This is a genomic window from Kaistella sp. (genome assembly GCF_041824135.1).
Lineage (GTDB): Bacteria > Bacteroidota > Bacteroidia > Flavobacteriales > Weeksellaceae > Kaistella.
Map to the genome: position 1 here is coordinate 1 of NZ_JBGZYM010000102.1, position 18,120 is coordinate 18,120.

Sequence of the window (18,120 nt, forward strand, 5' to 3'; positions counted from 1 at the left end):
CTACCTTTGCAGTCTCAAAATCTACCGAGAAAACCAACCCTGTAAACTATTTTTTATAAAATATGGCTAAAAAAACAGTAGAAATCGCCGTTGAAGACAAACTAAGAGCACTTTACGACCTACAAATTATTGATTCAAGATTAGACGAAATCCGTAGCACAAGAGGCGAATTGCCTATTGAAGTGGAAGATTTAGAAATTGAAATCGAAGGTTTAGAAAAAAGAGCTGAGAAATTTCAAAGTGAGGTGAAACTTCAAAACGATGAAATCAGCACAAAAAACGAAGTGATTAATCATGCGAAATCTTTGATTGAAAAATATAAATCTCAGCAAGATAACGTAAGAAATAATAAAGAGTTCGAATCTTTGGATAAAGAAATTGAATACCAGGAACTGGAAATTCAACTTTCAGAAAAAAGAATCAACGAATTTGGTGCGAAAATCGGTCACAAGAATGAAACTTTAGACGAGTTAAATTCTAAAATTGCTGATTTGAAAAACCACTTGAAATTCAAAAAAGAAGAACTGGAAAACTTAGTTTCTGAAACTCAGAAAGAAGAGGATTTCTTAATTGAAAAATCAACTGAATTTGCCAAGAATATCGATGCGAGATTATTGGCTTCTTACCAAAGAATCCGTACAAATTCACCAACAGGTTTAGCGGTTGTAGGTTTAGAAAGAGGTGCTCCGAAAGGGTCATTCTTTACACTTCCTCCACAAAAGCAAATGGAAATCGCACAACGTAAGAAAATCATTATCGATGAACATTCTGGTAAGATTTTGGTTGACGATGATCTGGTCAATGAAGAAAACGAAAAAATGAAAGACATTATTAAGTTCTAATTCTTTCTAACAATAAAAAAAGCCGATTTGAAAAATACAAATCGGCTTTTTTATGGAATATCTTTTAGCTTATTTCAACTTTATCTAAAAACTCGTGAATTCGTTTCATTGCTTCAATAAGATCTTTCTCTGAAGTTGCATAGGAAAAACGAATACAGTTTGGATTACCGAAAGAAACGCCTCCAACGGTTCCAACATGAGCATTTTCTAATAAGAACATCGCAAAATCATCGGCATCTTTAATGAATGTTCCATTTAAACTCTTTCCAACATAAAATGAAATGTCTGGAAAAAAATAAAAGGCCGCTTTCGGATAATTGACTTTAAAACCTGGAATATCTTTTATCAAAGAAAAAACCAAGTCCCGTCGTTTTTTAAATTCATCGATCATAAATCGGTATTCACTGGGATCAGTTTTTAATGCAGTAATTGACGCTTTCTGAGCCATCGTATTCGCACCGCTCGTCATTTGTCCTTGAATCTTTTCACAAGCTTGCGCTAACCAACTCGGACACGCAGAATAACCAATTCTCCAGCCAGTCATCGCGAATGCTTTTGACATTCCATTGATCACGGCAGTTTGCTCGTAAACCTGTTGAAACTCTGCAATCGAAGTATGTTTGCCTTCATAATTTGTAAATTCATAGATCTCATCAGAGATAATCGTGATCTGCGGATATTTTGCAATTACATTAGCAATACTTTCTAGTTCTTCATAAGTGTAATAACTTCCCGACGGATTACAAGGAGAACTGTACAGAAGTGCTTTTGTTTTCGGAGTAATTGCATTTTCAAGTTGTGCTGCAGTCATCTTAAATTCGGTATCAATGGAAGTTTCTACGAATACCGACTTTCCACCCATCATTTTGACCATTTCATCGTAACTTACCCAATATGGAGCCGGCAGAATTACTTCATCACCGTCATTAATTATAGAAGAAAGTACGTTTAGAATCGCTTGTTTGGCTCCATTGGATACACAAATTTGCGAAGGTTTATATTCTAAATGATTGTCTCTTTTTAATTTTCCACAGATGGCTTCTCTTAAATCCAGAAATCCAGGCACAGGCGAGTAGTGGCTAAAATTATTATTAATCGCTTCAAAAGCTGCTTCTTTAATATCTGCCGGAACATCGAAATCAGGTTCACCAAGTGTTAAACTGATCACATCGATTCCTTCAGCTTTCATTTCCCGGACTTTGTTGCTCATTACAAAAGTCTGCGAGAAACTCATTCGATTCAGCCGGTCAGAGAATTTTTCCATATATAATTTTAAGTGATTCAAAGATAAATTTTTAGTTTGAACTCACAAACCAAATTATTGTGAAATGCTTTGTTTATTTTTGTAAAAAATTTGCAATAAAATGTCCGTAGAATTAATAGAAAAGTACTTTCTCAATCTTTCTGATACCCAAAAAAAGCAGTTCGCTGACCTTGAAGAATTGTATAAGGAATGGAACGAAAAAATCAACGTCATCTCCCGGAAAGATATGGATTCGCTTTATGAAAAACATATTCTACATTCACTTGGTATTGCTAAGGTGATGGAATTCGCGCCTAATACGAAAGTTCTGGACATTGGTACTGGCGGTGGTTTTCCTGGAATTCCGTTGGCGATTTTATTTCCGGAAGTGCAGTTTACCTTAGTCGATTCAATTGGTAAAAAAATTACAGTTGTTAAAGAAGTTTCGACAGGGATTGGTTTAAAAAATATAATTGCAATTCATGCACGAGCTGAAGAGGTAAAAGGCCAATTTCATTTTGTGGTAAGTCGTGCAGTTACTCAAATGCCGGTTTTCTTACGTTGGTTAAGAGGAAAATTTTTGAAAGAGCAAATTAATCCTAAACATAACGGTGTTCTTTATTTAAAAGGCGGTGATTTGGGTGAGGAACTTGCTGGTTTAAAAGCAGAATTATTTCTGCTAAAAGATCATTTTGAAGGCGAATTTTTTGATACCAAAAAAGTAGTATATTTATCTAAAGGAAATTTTAATTCCTAATTAAAACTTTAGTTCATTTAAATTTTACCGTCATGAAAAATAGTATAAAATTTAGTTTGGTCTTTTTAATGGCTGTTACGCTATTGAGTTGTAATGACCGTAATGAAGAAAATTTGATTCAAAGCGTGGACCGTGTGAAAATTGACAGTGTCAAAGTTGCACAAGATTCCATGGATGTTTTCACGACACAAACCATTAAAACTTTTTCCAATTACAATAGCAAGTGTGAAGGTTTTTATGGATATGATTACGTTTATTCTGATGAATTGACGCGTACGGTTAGTTCTTTCAAATTTAAAACTGCAGTTGCTTGTGGTGCAGAAGTTACTCATGCCTCCCAAATTAATTTCCGTCCTCAACAAACGGGGAATTACACCTTCAAGTTTTGGAATGGTACAAATTCAGCTGGCGAAAATATATGGATTGAAAAGATAATTGTGGTAGAATAAAATCTTCCTGCAGTTTAAAGGATAAGCATCAAGAATTCAATTTTTCCTGATGCTTTTTTGTTGAATTTTCCCTATTTTTCATTTTCTAAACTTCCTTTGAATTCACGTTATAAATTAAGAGCATCATCCATGAAATTTCTAAATAAAATCGTTACTGAACTTTTAGCACAAGATACTGATCTGTCCAATTTTAATATTGTGCTTCCTGGTAAAAGACCGTTGGTTTTCATCAAAAGAATCTTGAAGGAAAAACAATATTCAGGAATGCTTCCCAACTTTTTCACCATAGAAGATTTAATAAAAGATATCGCCGACAAACAGCCAGTTCAGGGAATAGCTTTATGGCTTTTTTCTTTTGAAGTCTATCGGCAAATTCAGCCTTCTGAAGATTTTGCTAATTTTCTGAAATGGTTTCCAACGATATTAAAAGATTGGGATGATATTTTGAAATTTTCTGATTCCGACAAAGCGGTTTTAGAATATATGTTTGATGATGAACAGATTAAAAACTGGTCGGAGAACTTAGAAGTTCGCGAAGATGGATCTTTACGGAAGTTTCTCAATTTCTGGCAGAGAATGAATTTGTTTTTACCTTTATTAAAGCAAAAGCTGAACGAAAAAAATTGGGCGACATCAGGAATGGTTCATGAATCTGCGAAAAATAAAATTGAAGATTATACTCAGAAAACGGACTGGAAATTTGTCTTTTGTGGTTTTAATGCATTTACGCCTGTTGAAGAAAAATTAGTTAGAAACTTAATGCAGTGGGATAAAGCGCAGTGTTTTTTCCAGGCTGACGAATATTATATTAATGATGAAAGGCAAGAAGCCGGAAAGTTTTTACGGATCATCAAAACCTGGAAAGAATTTACTGAGACCAGAAATTTTAACTGGATTGAAAATGATTTTGCACAATCCAAAAATGTCAAAGTCTATGAAGTTTCCGGTAATATAACGCAAGCAAAAGTTTTACCTGAAATTTTCGCAGAAATAAATGATGAAGATTTATCAAAAACGGCAGTGGTTCTATTGGATGAAAATCTTCTTCCAACGTGTTTAGATGCGATGAGCAGCGTTGAACATCTCAATATTACCATGGGATTTCCGCTGAAAAATTTAGGGTTTAGTAATGCGATGAAACAGCTCTTTTATCTTCAAAAACAGTTGGAGAAAAAGGATTCTTCCTATTATTATAACGATGTTTTATCGGTTTTAGAGGAGTTGCCAAATGAGGAAATCGATCAGCAGATCATCGTAGATTTTAAAGCGAAAATTGAACAAAGAAATATCGTTTACATTTCGAAGAAACAGTTTAAAGAGCTCTTATCAGAACTTTCTTATTTTAATTTATTTGAAAAACCGAGTTCCGTTAATCAGTTCATTGATGAATTGATCGCATTTTGTTATCAATTAAAATACAGAGAGTTAGATGATATTTTATATGAAAATATTTCTCATTTTGAGAAGAGTTTCAAAATTATTAAAAATCAACTTTCACCTTATTCATTTGAAATAAAAATGGAAACATTGGAAGTGTTGATTAATCAATTAGTTAATTCAGAAACAATTGATTTTCAAGGAGAGCCATTGCAGGGTTTACAAGTGATGGGACTACTGGAAACGCGATTATTGAACTTTGAAAATATTATTTTACTTTCGACAAATGAAGGAAAACTTCCTTTAGGAAATTCTCAAAATACGTATTTGCCTTTTGATGTTCGTCAAAATTTTCATTTGCACACGTTTTTAGAAAATGACAGTATTTATGCCTACCACTTTTATCGACTTTTACAGGATTCACAGAATGTTCATTTACTCTTTAATGCTTTAAGTTCAGGTGTTAATACCGGCGAAAAAAGCAGATTTATCACTCAAATTGAAATCGAAGATAAACATCATGAAATTGAACATATTATTATTGAAAACTCTTCGGAACCGATTAATAAACAAATCATTCAAATTGAAAAATCAACTTCTGTTCTGCAGAAATTAGAGGAATGGAAAAAGAGAGTTTCGCCGTCACATCTTACTTCTTTTATTTATAATCCGGTTGATTTTTATCTGACCAAAATTTTAGGAACCCGCGAAACCAGCGAAATTGAAGAGGAGCTTTCGCAGCGAAGTTATGGGAACTTGGTTCATTATGCGCTTCAAATTATCTATGAAAAACATCTAGGTAAAAATCTATCTGTTAAAGATTTAGAATTTTCAAATCAACAACTGATTGAAGTGATGAATCAGGCCATTCTTAAATTAAATCATCAAACAGATTTCTACGAAAAAGGAATGAATTATATTCATAAATCAATTGCGGAAAGGGTAGTCCGCACGATTTTAGAAGTTGATAAAAAATTAATTGATGACGGAAACACTTTAGAAATTATAAGTGTTGAAGGGAATTTTGAAAATGTTGATTATTACTTGAATGAAGATAAAACGGATAAAGTTTCATTCTACGGCTTCATTGATCGAATCGACCGACTCAATGGAAAGTTAAGAATAATCGATTATAAAACTGCGAAGACCAAAAATCTTTTAATTAAAGAAGCCAAAAAAGAAGAGGACGTAGAAAAATTGGAGCAGTTATTTTTCAGAGATGATTATAAGCAGGCAATGCAATTGTGCATTTATGCTTATGCCGTTTTAAATGAAAATAAGTATCCGGATAATTTCGTAGAATGTGGAATCTGGAGTTTTGCAGAAGCCAATAAAGGTGTTCAGAATTTACAGATTTATGGTGATGAAGAAATCTCGAATCAATCTCTCGTAAGTCCGATGAAATGGATTAAAAATGTGATTGTAGAAATTTTAAATCCAGCAAGTGATTTTGTAGAAGAAGTAAAACAATCTTGGTGAAAATTTTAAAACCACAAAGTCACAAAAGTCAAATGAATAAAAATATACCGTGAAAAATATCATTAATAAAAAGCCCACAAAAGTGAATATATTTTCATCTTGATGAACTATGATTGCTAATAATAAAAGAAATCTTTGTGACTTTGTGGTTTAAGAGATTATTATCGAAGTTTTGCTTAATAAAAAAAAACCTTCAAGTTTTAAGATTTTAAAGGTTTTCTATATTTATCCGAAAGCGTTAATTCCGGTAATATCCATGCCGGTGATCAGCAAATGAATGTCGTGTGTTCCCTCATAAGTAATGACGGATTCTAGATTTGCAGCGTGTCTCATCATTGGGAAATCTCCCATGATTCCCATGCCGCCGAGAATTTGTCTCGATTCTCTAGCAATGTCAATTGCCATTTTCACGTTGTTTCTCTTCGCCATTGAAATTTGTGCTGGAGTTGCGGTGTGTGCATTTTTCAAATTTCCTAACTGAAGACAAAGCAATTGTGCTTTGGTAATTTCAGTTAAAAATTCAGCTAACTTTTTCTGTTGCAATTGGAAAGATGCGATTGGTTTTCCGAATTGACTTCTCTCTTTTGCGTATTGAACCGCAGTGCAGTAACAATCAATTGCGGCACCGATGACGCCCCAAGAAATTCCGTATCGTGCAGAATTTAAACAGGATAGAGGTCCTTTCAAACCAGTCACTTTTGGCAATAAATTTTCTTTCGGAACTTTCACATTATCAAAAACCAACTCTCCGGTTTTCGACGCACGAAGTGACCATTTATTATGAGTTGTTGGAGTCGTAAATCCTTCGAAAGCTCTTTCAACAATTAAACCCTGAACTTTTCCTTCTTCATTTTTCCCCCAAACTACAGCGATATCACAAACCGGTGCATTAGTGATCCACATTTTTGCTCCGTTTAATAAATAATGATCTCCTTTGTCTACGAAATAAGTTTCCATTGAACTTGGATCTGAACCGTGATTAGGTTCTGTTAATCCAAAAGCACCGATCATATCACCGCTTGCTAATTGAGGAAGAAATTTCTTTTTTTGTTCTTCAGATCCGTATTCATTAATAGGAAACATGACCAAAGAACTTTGCACAGAAGCTGCGGAACGGACTGCAGAATCGCCTCTTTCCAATTCCTGCATAATGATTCCGTAAGAGATTTGGTCTAAGCCAGAACCACCATATTCTTCGGGAATATAAGGACCGAGTGCTCCAATTTTCCCTAATTCTTTCATTAAGTTAGGAATATCGGTATGATTTTGTGCGGCTTCGTCAATTTTAGGCATCACAAAACTTTCTACCCAATCGCGAACAGATTGACGTATAAGTAGTTGTTCCTCAGTAAGTAAACTGTCAATTCCGAAATAATCTGGAATGGATTTTAAAGGGTAATAAGACATATTAATTTTGTTTGCCCTAATTTAGGATAATTAAAGATTTTTAAGAAATATTTAGTGAAATTTTATCTCTATCGTTCGTATTCAATTTAATTGATAAAGGACAGACTTATTTAGTTTTGAATTTTTTATCAAAATCAGTGCAGTCAACTTGTTTTAAAGTATTTCCTTCATATTTCAATGCAGAAGGATTAGCATATTTAGATTGTGCTCCGACGGTGGTATGTTCTCCAATTCCTTCCACAATATTTTCTCCTTTTCTTAAGAAATAAATTTCACGTTCAGAAGTTTTACCTTCAGCTTCGAAGGTGTAATTTAATTTTAAAGTGTCACCATTTTGATTGCCTACAATATCACCACTGGAACTGTCTTTTTCAAAGTTTTTGTAGCGCATTTTACCAATGATGGTGCCCAAATTATCTTCCAAAGTAACAAAAACAGAATCCTTTCCAGTTGCTTGTAGATAGCAAGTTTGTAAGGTAGAGGACTCAATCGGTTCGTTGGTTTCTGGAAGTACGCTCAGTGAATCTACAGGTTCAGAGGTTGTTACGGTCTCAGCTGATTTTTTGTCACAACTTACTGTCATTGAGACGATAAGAGCTGAAAGAATAAGTTTTTTCATAAAATAAATAACTAAATTTTGAAAATTGAAGTTACGGAAATTATTTTGAAGATTTAATATGATGATAAATAAGAAATACACTGACACACCAAAAATTTTGATTTCTTAGAATTAATAGGTTTTATTTTGATGAACAAAAATTTTGATGTAGTTTTAATAAATAATGATCAAAAACAATCCATTTATAACAATTTTTCTGCTTTTTTTTATAGAAGTAGTCTTATTCATTTATATCGATTATGCCAACCTTTTTTCTGTTCACAATGAAGATTTGTTGATGATTGTTTCATTCTTTACAATTCCGTTTATCGCAATTTTATTGAGAGTATTCTTGGTGGATGAACCATACAAAAAGAGTTTTAAATATTTTACCATCTTTTTGATTATTGTTTCGATCATTGGTTTTATCATCCTTTCCTATTTGGGAGCTTTAGCAAAAGCCTATCAACATTAAAATCGATATGAAAAGTAAAATCTTAAATATTCTCAACGTAATACTGGTAGGCATATTAGCAGTTCTTATTATCCTTTATTTTACGACTAAGGTGAAGAATAAGGAAAATGAAAAAGTAATGTGGACTGTAGAAATTAGAAGTTTTTCCGAAAATTCAACGTCTTCAAATCCAAATATTATTAAAGTAATTAATGGTGTTTTTTATAACAATTTCAATAATTCTAGGAAGGAAATAGATAATGATTCTAAGGATTTAACCAGTTCTTCAAGTCGGGAATCTATTTATTTTCAGAAAAACACTGAACTTTTACCAGATTCATTAAATCTGAAATATTTCTCGATTGATGAAAGAAAGTTCTATCAACTTCGAACAAAAATCCCATATGAGCTTTTAAAAAACGCAAAAAAAAACAGTAAGGATCTTACCAAATTATCGTGTGAGATTTACCCGAAAGGAAAAGTGATTTTGAAAATTGATCAGGAAGATTTTCCATCAATCAATATTGCTTCATACCGAGCAAAAGAAACTACAGGAAATCTTGATCAGTTGATTTATAAAGAAAGTCTGGGTGAAAAATACAATGACTATGAAGGAATTGAAAATATTAATGATTTTTCTGATTTGCTTCAAAATAAGTATCGATGGATTTTTAAGGTAGATTTAGAAGCTGGCGATCAATTATTAAATGCATATGCTTATTCATTTGCTGAACAGAATATTTTTGATTTGAAAGAAAAAAGTTTGAATAAATATGAAAATATTCCAAAAACTTTTTACGTGAGATTTGGGAATGGAAATCAATATGGAATTGACTATTATTTCCATCCAAATGAAATTCTAAATGCTTTTCGAAAATTTGATAAAATTAAAGGAACTGAGACAATAACATTTACTTTTAAATTATTTAAAAATAAACCTGCAGAATGCGAGCTTTCTAAAAACGGACAGGTTATTTCTTTAAAAAATTTGGTTTCTGAAAATCCAATAAAGTATGTAGATTAGAATTAGAAATTAAGTTGTCAATCCTAATCGATGACAATCGGCTGTAGGATTTTAAATTGATTGTGATTCATGATATATAAATTTGTTTATTAGCGGAAATTGAATAATAGTTCGGTTAGAATCTTAAAAGATTGATATATTTGATTCCCTTAGAAAAATTTGAAATTTCATAAAAGTCCTATAATTTATATTATGTTAAATTGTAGATGTTTTTAGGCTTTAGAATTATCTTCCCTTTTATAAAAATAACTTAAATCAAAACCTCTCAATTTTACTTTTTAAGAACATAAAAAAAAGAGCCTCCCAATTTGGAAGACTCTTTTAGAGAATTTATTTGTTTTTTAAACATTTTTCTAAAAACTGATCCTGTTCCCATAAAGTATGTAAAATACTTTCCTTGGCTGCATAACCATGAGATTCTTTTGGTAATAAAACCATTCTCACCGGTGCGCCTAAATTTTTCAACGCCTGGAAATATCTTTCCGTTTGCAAAGTAAATGTTCCAGGATTATTATCTGCCTCACCATGAATTAATAACATTGGCGTTTTCATTTTATCAGCAGTCATAAATGGTGACATCGTGTTATAAATTTCGGGTACATCCCAATAATTTCTTTGTTCACTCTGGAAACCAAATGGCGTCAACGTTCTGTTATAAGCACCACTTCTGGCAATTCCACATGCATAATCTTTGGAATGGGTCAAAAGATTAGCCGTCATAAACGCTCCGTAAGAGTGTCCACCAACTGCAACTTTAGTTCTGTCAATATATCCTAATTGATCCAAAGCGTCAATCGCTGCTTTTCCGTTAGCAACCAACTGTGGGATAAAAGTATCGTTCGGTTGTGCTTTTCCTTCACCAATAATAGGGAAAGATGCATCATCTAAAACTGCATAACCTTTGGTTACCCAATAAATAAACGAACCATAACTTGGGAATGTAAAATCATTTGGATTCTGTGTGTTTTGTCCAGCAGTATCTTTATTCACATATTCTCTAGGATAGGCCCAGATTAAAAGTGGCAATTTTTCTTTATGATTTTTTCTGTCGTAATTAGCCGGTAAATAAAGCGTTCCAGTCAATTCTACTCCATCGTTTCGTTTGTAAGTAATTACTTCTTTATACACATTTTTAATGCTTTCAAAAGGATTAGCGAAATGAGTTACGGCAGTAGCTTTCCCGTTTTTAATGTTTCTTACAAAATAGTTTGGATATTGACTTGGTGATTGTTCAACCACTAAAACCTGTCCTGTTTTTGCATCTAAAATATCAACGATACTTTCTTTGGAATTCTTCAATTTTGAAGTATACAATCGATTTTTTTTCATTGATCCTAAATCCAATTCATCGATGAAAGGAAACTGTCCGTCTTTAGTAAATCCGGCACCGATTAAATGCGCTTTACCATTTTTAATATCAATGACGTTTCTGCCGAATTGATTTTTATTTTCGGCAAATTTTCCCGAATCGCTATAAACGTCCTGATAATTGCGATCTTCAATTATTTTTGAAGAATTATCTTTCAGATTAATTAAATAAGATTTTGAATTTCTCGTATCATACCAAGAATCAGAAACAATTGCTACATTCCCATTAGACCAATCGATTCCGCTGAATCTTTGTTGCGTTTTAAAGAACGATTTCGGAGCTGCATTAAATGGTGCGTCCCATACGAAAACTTCATCACGATACGCTACTTTTTTAGCCTGATCTCCTCCATCCAATGCTTCGGCATAAACCAAAGTTGCGGGCTGATCGTCTCTCCAACTGATATTTCTTTTTCCTTCTCTAACGGATGAAAAACCTTTCGGCATAATTTCATTCAACGGCGTTTCATTGACCACTTTTACCAAATTCCCATTCTTATCGTAAACGGTAGAAGTCATCGGAAATCTGTTCAAGGGGACAATGTAAGAATATGGTTTTTGAATGGTGGTCAACATCAAATAATTTCCATCTGGCGAGTAATTCATGCCACTAAAGATAGCGTCACTTTTAAATTTTTGCTGATCTCCATTAATTGAAATTTTCACCAACTCAGATTTTGCCAATGTCTCAAAATTAGCTTCATCCTGTGGATTTTTCAACAGATCCTGATAAGTTCTGTTTTGCGAAACTTTTCCGTCAGAATTAGAAACGGTTGGACCAGTAGGCAGATTTTGTTTATCATCAATTAAAGCTTTTCTATCAGATGGAATTTGCTTGATCAATAAATGTTGAGAATCTGACATCCAAACATAGGGACTTCCAAGGTTGGCGTTCAGTGGTTGATTCGATATTTTTTTCGCGGTATTGGAAGCAAGATCTAAGATCCATAATTCTACTGCGCTTTTCGTAGTATTGGTAAAAGCCAATTTTTTCTCATCTGGTGAAAAACCAAGATACGCGATTCTTGCATTTGCGGGTAATCCTTTGACTTGCTGTTCGGTTTTATCCTTAAGTTTTCTTGTCTTCAGATTATTAACATAAGTCATTGTGCTGGAAATGTTGGTAACGGGATTTACACGCAATCCAGCCAGTTTCATTTCATCTTGATTGAGGTCATAGAGTGATTTGTAGGTGTCTCGATAAGAGAAAATCATCTGTTCTCTTTTACTATCCATAAAAACCGACGGAGCTCTTTCGAAATCTGCCAATTGCATGATCTCAGGAGAAGGTTTTTGATAGGTAATACTTTCTTGAGCACTTGCAAAAACTACGAATAGCAATGCAATAGCGGTCAGTCTTTTTTTCATGTATACTCTTTTTTCAAAAGTATCGAAAATTAATCTTTCTAGCAAGGATACATCAATAATAATAAAAAATCCACCAAAACATGATATGTTAATTGGTGGATTCTTGTTTTTATGAAAATAATATTACCAGCGAGATTCTCTCCTTCTGGAAATCATACTGTCTATTGAAAATTGGCGCGGTCCGAAAGTGAAGATTAAAGCAAAAAGAGAAAGAAATAAAAGACTACTCTCTTTTACACTGAAGGGATCTGCATAATGAACTCCAAAAGCTGCAACGGCCATTACGAAGATTAACACTAAACTTGCTGCCCGCGTAAATAATCCGATCATTATTAAAAACGCACAAATAAGTTCGAGCAGAATGGCTAGAATTAAGGTACTACTCGCCCCAATTCCCATAAAATTATAGAACTGAATTTCACCACCTGCCATAAATTTCTCTAATTTGGGAAGTCCATGCAAAATGATCATTGCTACTGCAACGAAAATTCGTACTAATAACATTACAATATTATTGATTGCAGGATTGTCTTTTGTTGAAGAAAAGTAACTCATTTAATATATTTAATTCAAGAAATTAATAAAAACATCTAAAATACAAAATTTTGATCTACCGATTTCCATCAATAACCGAAATTTTTCAAATCACGATCATTTTTACGCCAGTCTTTTTTCACTTTCACAAAAAGCTTTAAATGTATTTTTTTAGAAAAGAATTTTTCCAAATCAATTCTGGCTTCGGTTCCAACCTTTTTGATGGCATCACCTTTATGCCCGATAATAATACCTTTTTGAGTATCGCGTTCCACATAAATCACAGCATCGATAAATAACATTCCCTCGGTTTCCTTAAATTGTTCAGTAACAACTTCTACCGAATAAGGAATTTCTTTATCGTAATTTAAAAGGATTTTCTCGCGAACAGTTTCGTTGACAAAAAACCTTTCCGGTTTATCGGTATATTGATCTTTGTCATAATAAGGCGGATTTTCAGGAAGCATTGATTTTAGTTTTGGTAAAATCACTTCGGTATTAAATCCTGTTAAAGCAGAAATCGGCAAAATCTCGGCTTTAGGAATTTGCTCGTGCCAAAACTCCATCACTTTTTCAAGATCAGTTTGATTAGAAGCATCTATTTTATTCACCAAAATCAAAACCGGAACTGGAATCTTGTTGAGTTTCTCAACCAGAAATTCACTGTGTTCTGATTTATCAGTAAGATCGATGATGAATAAGAAAACATCCGCATCCTGCAAAGAATCCTTTACAAAATCCATCATTTTTTCCTGAAGTCCGTATTTCGGATCTAAAACACCTGGCGTGTCAGAAAAGACAATTTGCAAATCCTCTTCATTATAAATTCCGAAAATACGATGTCTGGTCGTTTGTGCTTTTTGGGTAACAATTGCGAGTTTCTCTCCCATCAATTGGTTAAGAAGTGTTGATTTTCCTGCGTTGGGTTTTCCAACTATATTAACGAAGCCTGCTTTATGATTGCTCAAAGTATTTTTATTTTAAAGTAAGGGCAAAGTTAAGGAATTTTCGTCGGTGTTGTTTTCATTCTTTAATTTAAAATTACCGAGACTAATGGAGAAGTCTTATCAATCTCGAAAGGCATAATTATTTCATTAATCAAAATCTTAAACTATTTATTATGAAGTCAATTTGGAACGGTGCAATAGGATTTGGATTGGTTAATATTCCGGTGAAAATGTACTCTGCAGTACAGGATAGCAAACTTGATCTGGATATGTTAGATAAAAGCGATTTTTCAAATATCAAATTTAAACGTGTTAATGAGAAAACGGGTAAAGAAGTAAAATGGGAAAACATTGTGAAAGGTTATTTGATGGAAGACAAATATGTTGTTCTGGATGACGATGATTATGCCGCTGCAAGTCCTGAAAAAACCAAAGTTTTCTCGATTGAACATTTTGTAAAGGAAGCAGAAATTGATTCTGTTTATTTTGAAGTCCCCTACTTTCTTGAACCTCAAAAAAATGCTGAGAATGCTTATAATCTTTTATTGAAATCTTTGATTAAAACAAAAATGGCGGGCATTGGAACATTTGTAATGCGAGATAAAGAAATTTTTGGAATGATTCGTCCTTATGATGACAATGTTTTAATTGTTAATCGTTTAAGATTTTCAAAACAGATCCGTGAATACGGAGATTTAAAAATTCCTGCTAAAAAAACTCCGAAGCCTGGTGAAATGAAAATGGCGGTGTCTTTAATTGAACAAACTTCTGAAACATTTGATCCGGCCGCCTTTACAGATACTTATTCCGAAGATCTATTAAAAATAATCAAGAAAAAAGCGAAAGGTAAGAAAGTCAGAAAAGTAGCAGATTCTAAAGAAGAAAGCGGAAAAGTTGTTGACTTAATGGCACAATTGAAAGCCAGTTTAGAAGGTTCTAAAAAGACTAAAAAAGTTTCCTGATCATGCCTCTAGAAGAGTACAATAAAAAACGAAATTTCGATGAAACCTCCGAACCGGAAGGAAAAGAAAATAAAAATGATGGCAAATTAGTTTTTGTTATCCAACGTCATTCTGCTTCACGACTTCATTATGATTTCCGGTTGGAAATGGATGGAGTTCTGAAAAGTTGGGCGGTTCCGAAAGGTCCGTCACTGAATCCAAAAGATAAACGCTTGGCGATGATGACCGAGGATCATCCGTATTCTTATAAAGATTTTGCAGGAACAATTCCCGAAGGAAATTACGGTGGTGGCGAAGTTGAAATCTGGGATTCTGGAACGTATGAATCGTTAGAGAAAGTCGAAGGTAAATCGGATGATTTGGTCATGCGACACGAACTTCATAAGGAATCTCTCAAGTTTGTTCTGCATGGAAAAAAGCTGAAAGGAGAGTTTGCTTTAGTTAAAATTAAAAACTCGAAACAAGAAAATGCCTGGTTGCTCATCAAACATAAAGATCAATTCGCATTGGAAGATTACGATTCTGAAGAACATGTTCCGAAAAAATCTAAAGTAACCTTACGCGAAGAAAATCGGCCTAGCAAAAAAAAAGTAAAAACTCCGGCGAAAGAATCAAAATCATTTAGAAACTACACGCCATCTCTGATTGGGGAGAAAAAGTTAAAAGATTTTATCAAACCAATGTTGGCTCAAAGCAATGAGAAACCTTTTGATAATAAAGACTGGGTCTTCGAAATTAAATGGGACGGTTACCGCGCTATTGCAGATTTGAGAGAAACTGCAATTCAACTTTATTCCCGAAATGGACTCTCCTATTCCGAGAAATTTTCTAAAATTACAAAAGCTTTAGAAGATCAAAATCACCAAATGATTTTGGATGGTGAGATCGTTGCGTACAATAGCGAAGGAAAACCGGACTTTCAAACTTTACAAAAAATCGGTGAAAATCCAAATTTGGCAATGACGTATCAAGTCTTTGATATGCTTTGGCTGAATGGTCACTCCACTGAAAATTTAACTTTAATTCAACGGAAAGAATTGTTGAAAGAGGCTTTAGTCGGAAACGAAGTTATCAAATACTGTGAACATATTCCAGAGAAAGGAATTGATTTTTTTGACCAGATCAAGAAAATGGAGTTAGAAGGAATGATTGCAAAAAAAGCAGACAGCACTTATTCAGAAGGAGTTCGATCCTCAGATTGGTTGAAGATTAAATTTCAAAATACAGAAGATGTTTTGATCTGTGGTTTTACCGAACCCAATGGCGGTCGAAAGAATTTTGGTGCAATCATTTTAGGAACTTATATTAATGACAAATTAGAATATTGCGGACATGCGGGCACAGGGTTTTCGGATAAAACATTAGAATCGTTATATGAAATATTTAAAACTTTAATTATTGAAAATTGTCCTTTTGATAAAATTCCAAAAACCAATGCACCTGCCACCTGGTTGCAACCAGAATTGGTTTGTGAAATAAAATATACCGAAAAAACGAAAGATGGAATTTTCCGTCATCCAGTTTTTATGGGACTTCGAATTGATAAAGACAAAGAGGATTTAATTAAAGATGATGAAATTGAAAATCTATCTTCTTTAGAAATGAAAATTCAAAATGAACCAACTAAAAGTAAAACTAAAAAACTAAAGAAAACTGTTAAACTCACCAATCAAAACAAGATCTATTTTCCTGAAAGTGGCATTACAAAAGGTGAAGTGATTGATTATTATCAGTCTGTTTCGAAATATATTTTGCCTCATTTGAAAAATCGTCCGCAATCCTTAAATCGTTTTCCTAATGGAATTGAGGGATTGAGTTTTTATCATAAAGATGCCGGAAACGATTCACCAGATTGGATTGACAAAGTTTCTATTTTTTCAGAATCCAATGAAAAAGACATACAATATTTAATCTGTAACACGGCTAATGATCTGGCGTATTTGAATAATCTCGGTTGCATCGATTTGAATCCGTGGAATTCGACCGTAAATCATTTGGATAAACCAACCTGGCTGGCTTTGGATTTAGATCCTTCCGAGAAAAACACTTTTGATCATGTTATTGAAACAAGTTTATGTGTAAAAGAAATTTTAGATAAAGCAAAAATTAAAGGTTATTGTAAAACTTCCGGTAGTTCAGGGATTCATATTTTTATTCCGATGGGTGAAAATTATGAAGTAGAACAGGTGAAAAATTTCGCTCATCTTTTAATGCAGAAAGTACAGCAAAAATTACCAGACTTAACTACTTTGGAGCGAAGTCTTAAGAAACGGGATCAAAATAAAATCTATTTAGATTATCTGCAAAATCGAACGGGTCAGACATTAGCGAGTGTTTACAGTATTCGTCCGAAACCTTCGGCTCCTGTTTCAATGCCTATTTTATGGGAAGAATTAAAGTTTAGTTTAAAGCCGACTGATTTCAATATTCATAATGCTTTGGAGCGTATTAAAAAGAATGGTGATCTCTTTAAGCCCGTTTTAGGAAAAGGAATTGATATGTTGAAAGCGTTAGAAAATCTTTCTAAAGATTAAGAGAATTTTATTTTCGAGTCGAATAAAAACTGTACACTTTCTTGCGCCCACATTTTATAAGTCAATTCTGAAGGATGAATCCCATCACTGAAAAAATCTGCAATCGTTTGATCCTCGTTCAGTAATTTCATCCATTTTTTAATATCAACTTTGTTGGTCGGAAAATAAATATTTTCGTTCTTTAAAGTTTGACTGTAAAGATATTGTGCAAGTAAATCTTTATGATTTCCTAAAACATATTGCATTTCTTTTGTAAGTGCGGGAAACGCTTCAATAGTAGGTAACTGCGCAAATGAAATCGGAGTTTCTGGAAATTTATTTCTTAAAGAATCTATTAAAAACTGAATATTTTCCAGCCATTTTTTTGGCTGAGTAAATTCAAAAGAATCATTCGCCCCAATGCCGATAACCAATAAATCACATTGAGTTTCTATAATTTTTGGGACAATTCTTTGATGAACTTTTGCCGCATTATAACCCGTTTTAGCATAGACTTTCCAATCGATATTGCAGTGAAATGCAGAACTTAATTCATTAGAGAAATGACCGGCGAAACTATTTTTGTGAAAATCTGACCCAACTCCTGCAAAAGAACTTTCACCAATAAAAAGGACTTTTAAAGTTTGATCAGAATTGACATTGACCAAACCTTCTGGTTCCTTTGCTTCCGGTAAAAACTGAATTTCTTTTTTGATTTTCTTTCCCTGAAAATAGATGATCGGCAACAAAGGAATCGACTTCAAAAGATGGGTGAAATAGTTCTTTTTCATTTAGATG

General features: G+C 33.3%; 15 protein-coding genes. 8 read left to right on the forward strand and 7 right to left on the reverse strand.

Going from position 1 to position 18,120, the window contains the following annotated elements; translation table 11 throughout:
• Window positions 1–62 precede the first annotated feature (62 nt).
• Window positions 63–842 (forward strand): zinc ribbon domain-containing protein, encoded by a 780-nt coding sequence (locus ACEYOS_RS13160; protein ID WP_373709938.1) that lies wholly within the window; start codon window positions 63–65, stop codon window positions 840–842.
• 64 nt (window positions 843–906) lie between these two features.
• Here the strand turns inward: ACEYOS_RS13160 and ACEYOS_RS13165 are convergent, their stop codons facing one another.
• Window positions 907–2,106 carry a pyridoxal phosphate-dependent aminotransferase gene (locus ACEYOS_RS13165; RefSeq protein WP_373709939.1) on the reverse strand — a complete coding sequence of 400 codons (1,200 nt, stop codon included), beginning with the start codon at window positions 2,104–2,106 and terminating at the stop codon, window positions 907–909.
• 100 nt (window positions 2,107–2,206) lie between these two features.
• Here ACEYOS_RS13165 and rsmG point away from each other — a divergent pair, with 100 nt between their 5' ends.
• The 3 genes from rsmG (at window position 2,207) to ACEYOS_RS13180 (ending at window position 6,147) form a co-directional block, all read left to right on the forward strand.
• On the forward strand, window positions 2,207–2,842 hold the full coding sequence (rsmG, locus tag ACEYOS_RS13170) for a 16S rRNA (guanine(527)-N(7))-methyltransferase RsmG (RefSeq protein ID WP_373709940.1): 636 nt from the start codon (window positions 2,207–2,209) through the stop codon (window positions 2,840–2,842).
• Window positions 2,843–2,874: 32 nt separating this feature from the next.
• Window positions 2,875–3,291, forward strand: coding sequence for a hypothetical protein (locus ACEYOS_RS13175; protein ID WP_373709941.1), 417 nt, complete (start codon window positions 2,875–2,877; stop codon window positions 3,289–3,291).
• Between the two features lie 129 nt (window positions 3,292–3,420).
• Entirely contained in the window at window positions 3,421–6,147 is a 2,727-nt protein-coding gene (locus ACEYOS_RS13180; protein ID WP_373709942.1) for a PD-(D/E)XK nuclease family protein, read from the forward strand.
• Window positions 6,148–6,372: 225 nt separating this feature from the next.
• Here the strand turns inward: ACEYOS_RS13180 and ACEYOS_RS13185 are convergent, their stop codons facing one another.
• Both ACEYOS_RS13185 and ACEYOS_RS13190 read right to left on the reverse strand, forming a co-directional pair.
• Entirely contained in the window at window positions 6,373–7,554 is a 1,182-nt protein-coding gene (locus ACEYOS_RS13185) for an acyl-CoA dehydrogenase family protein (protein ID WP_373709943.1), read from the reverse strand.
• Window positions 7,555–7,660: 106 nt separating this feature from the next.
• Window positions 7,661–8,173 carry a hypothetical protein gene (locus tag ACEYOS_RS13190; RefSeq protein WP_373797592.1) on the reverse strand — a complete coding sequence of 171 codons (513 nt, stop codon included), beginning with the start codon at window positions 8,171–8,173 and terminating at the stop codon, window positions 7,661–7,663.
• A gap of 163 nt (window positions 8,174–8,336) precedes the next feature.
• Here ACEYOS_RS13190 and ACEYOS_RS13195 point away from each other — a divergent pair, with 163 nt between their 5' ends.
• Together ACEYOS_RS13195 and ACEYOS_RS13200 are read left to right on the forward strand one after the other, a co-directional pair.
• On the forward strand, window positions 8,337–8,627 hold the full coding sequence (locus ACEYOS_RS13195; protein ID WP_373709945.1) for a hypothetical protein: 291 nt from the start codon (window positions 8,337–8,339) through the stop codon (window positions 8,625–8,627).
• A 7-nt stretch (window positions 8,628–8,634) separates the two neighbouring features.
• Complete coding sequence (locus ACEYOS_RS13200; RefSeq protein WP_373709946.1) at window positions 8,635–9,630, forward strand: hypothetical protein; 996 nt, start codon at window positions 8,635–8,637, stop codon at window positions 9,628–9,630.
• Window positions 9,631–9,960: 330 nt separating this feature from the next.
• On the opposite strand, the gene ACEYOS_RS13205 is transcribed toward ACEYOS_RS13200, so the two are convergent.
• The 3 genes from ACEYOS_RS13205 to era form a co-directional block, all read right to left on the reverse strand.
• The gene (locus tag ACEYOS_RS13205) at window positions 9,961–12,366 is read right to left on the reverse strand and encodes a prolyl oligopeptidase family serine peptidase (RefSeq protein WP_373709947.1); all 2,406 of its coding nucleotides are present in this window, start codon (window positions 12,364–12,366) and stop codon (window positions 9,961–9,963) included.
• A gap of 123 nt (window positions 12,367–12,489) precedes the next feature.
• Window positions 12,490–12,921, reverse strand: a complete 432-nt coding sequence (locus ACEYOS_RS13210; protein WP_373709948.1) for a DoxX family protein — start codon at window positions 12,919–12,921, stop codon at window positions 12,490–12,492.
• A gap of 68 nt (window positions 12,922–12,989) precedes the next feature.
• On the reverse strand, window positions 12,990–13,868 hold the full coding sequence (gene era, locus ACEYOS_RS13215) for a GTPase Era (protein ID WP_373709949.1): 879 nt from the start codon (window positions 13,866–13,868) through the stop codon (window positions 12,990–12,992).
• Between the two features lie 152 nt (window positions 13,869–14,020).
• On the opposite strand from era, the gene ACEYOS_RS13220 reads away from it, so the two are divergent.
• Together ACEYOS_RS13220 and ligD are read left to right on the forward strand one after the other, a co-directional pair.
• Window positions 14,021–14,809: a Ku protein gene (locus tag ACEYOS_RS13220; protein ID WP_373709950.1), complete on the forward strand. Its 789-nt coding sequence runs from the start codon at window positions 14,021–14,023 to the stop codon at window positions 14,807–14,809.
• A 2-nt stretch (window positions 14,810–14,811) separates the two neighbouring features.
• Window positions 14,812–17,343: a DNA ligase D gene (gene ligD / locus ACEYOS_RS13225; protein WP_373709951.1), complete on the forward strand. Its 2,532-nt coding sequence runs from the start codon at window positions 14,812–14,814 to the stop codon at window positions 17,341–17,343.
• Here the strand turns inward: ligD and ACEYOS_RS13230 are convergent.
• Window positions 17,340–18,113: an SGNH/GDSL hydrolase family protein gene (locus tag ACEYOS_RS13230; RefSeq protein WP_373709952.1), complete on the reverse strand. Its 774-nt coding sequence runs from the start codon at window positions 18,111–18,113 to the stop codon at window positions 17,340–17,342. The two genes, ligD and ACEYOS_RS13230, sit on opposite strands and share 4 nt — an antisense overlap.
• Window positions 18,114–18,120: the final 7 nt, after the last annotated feature.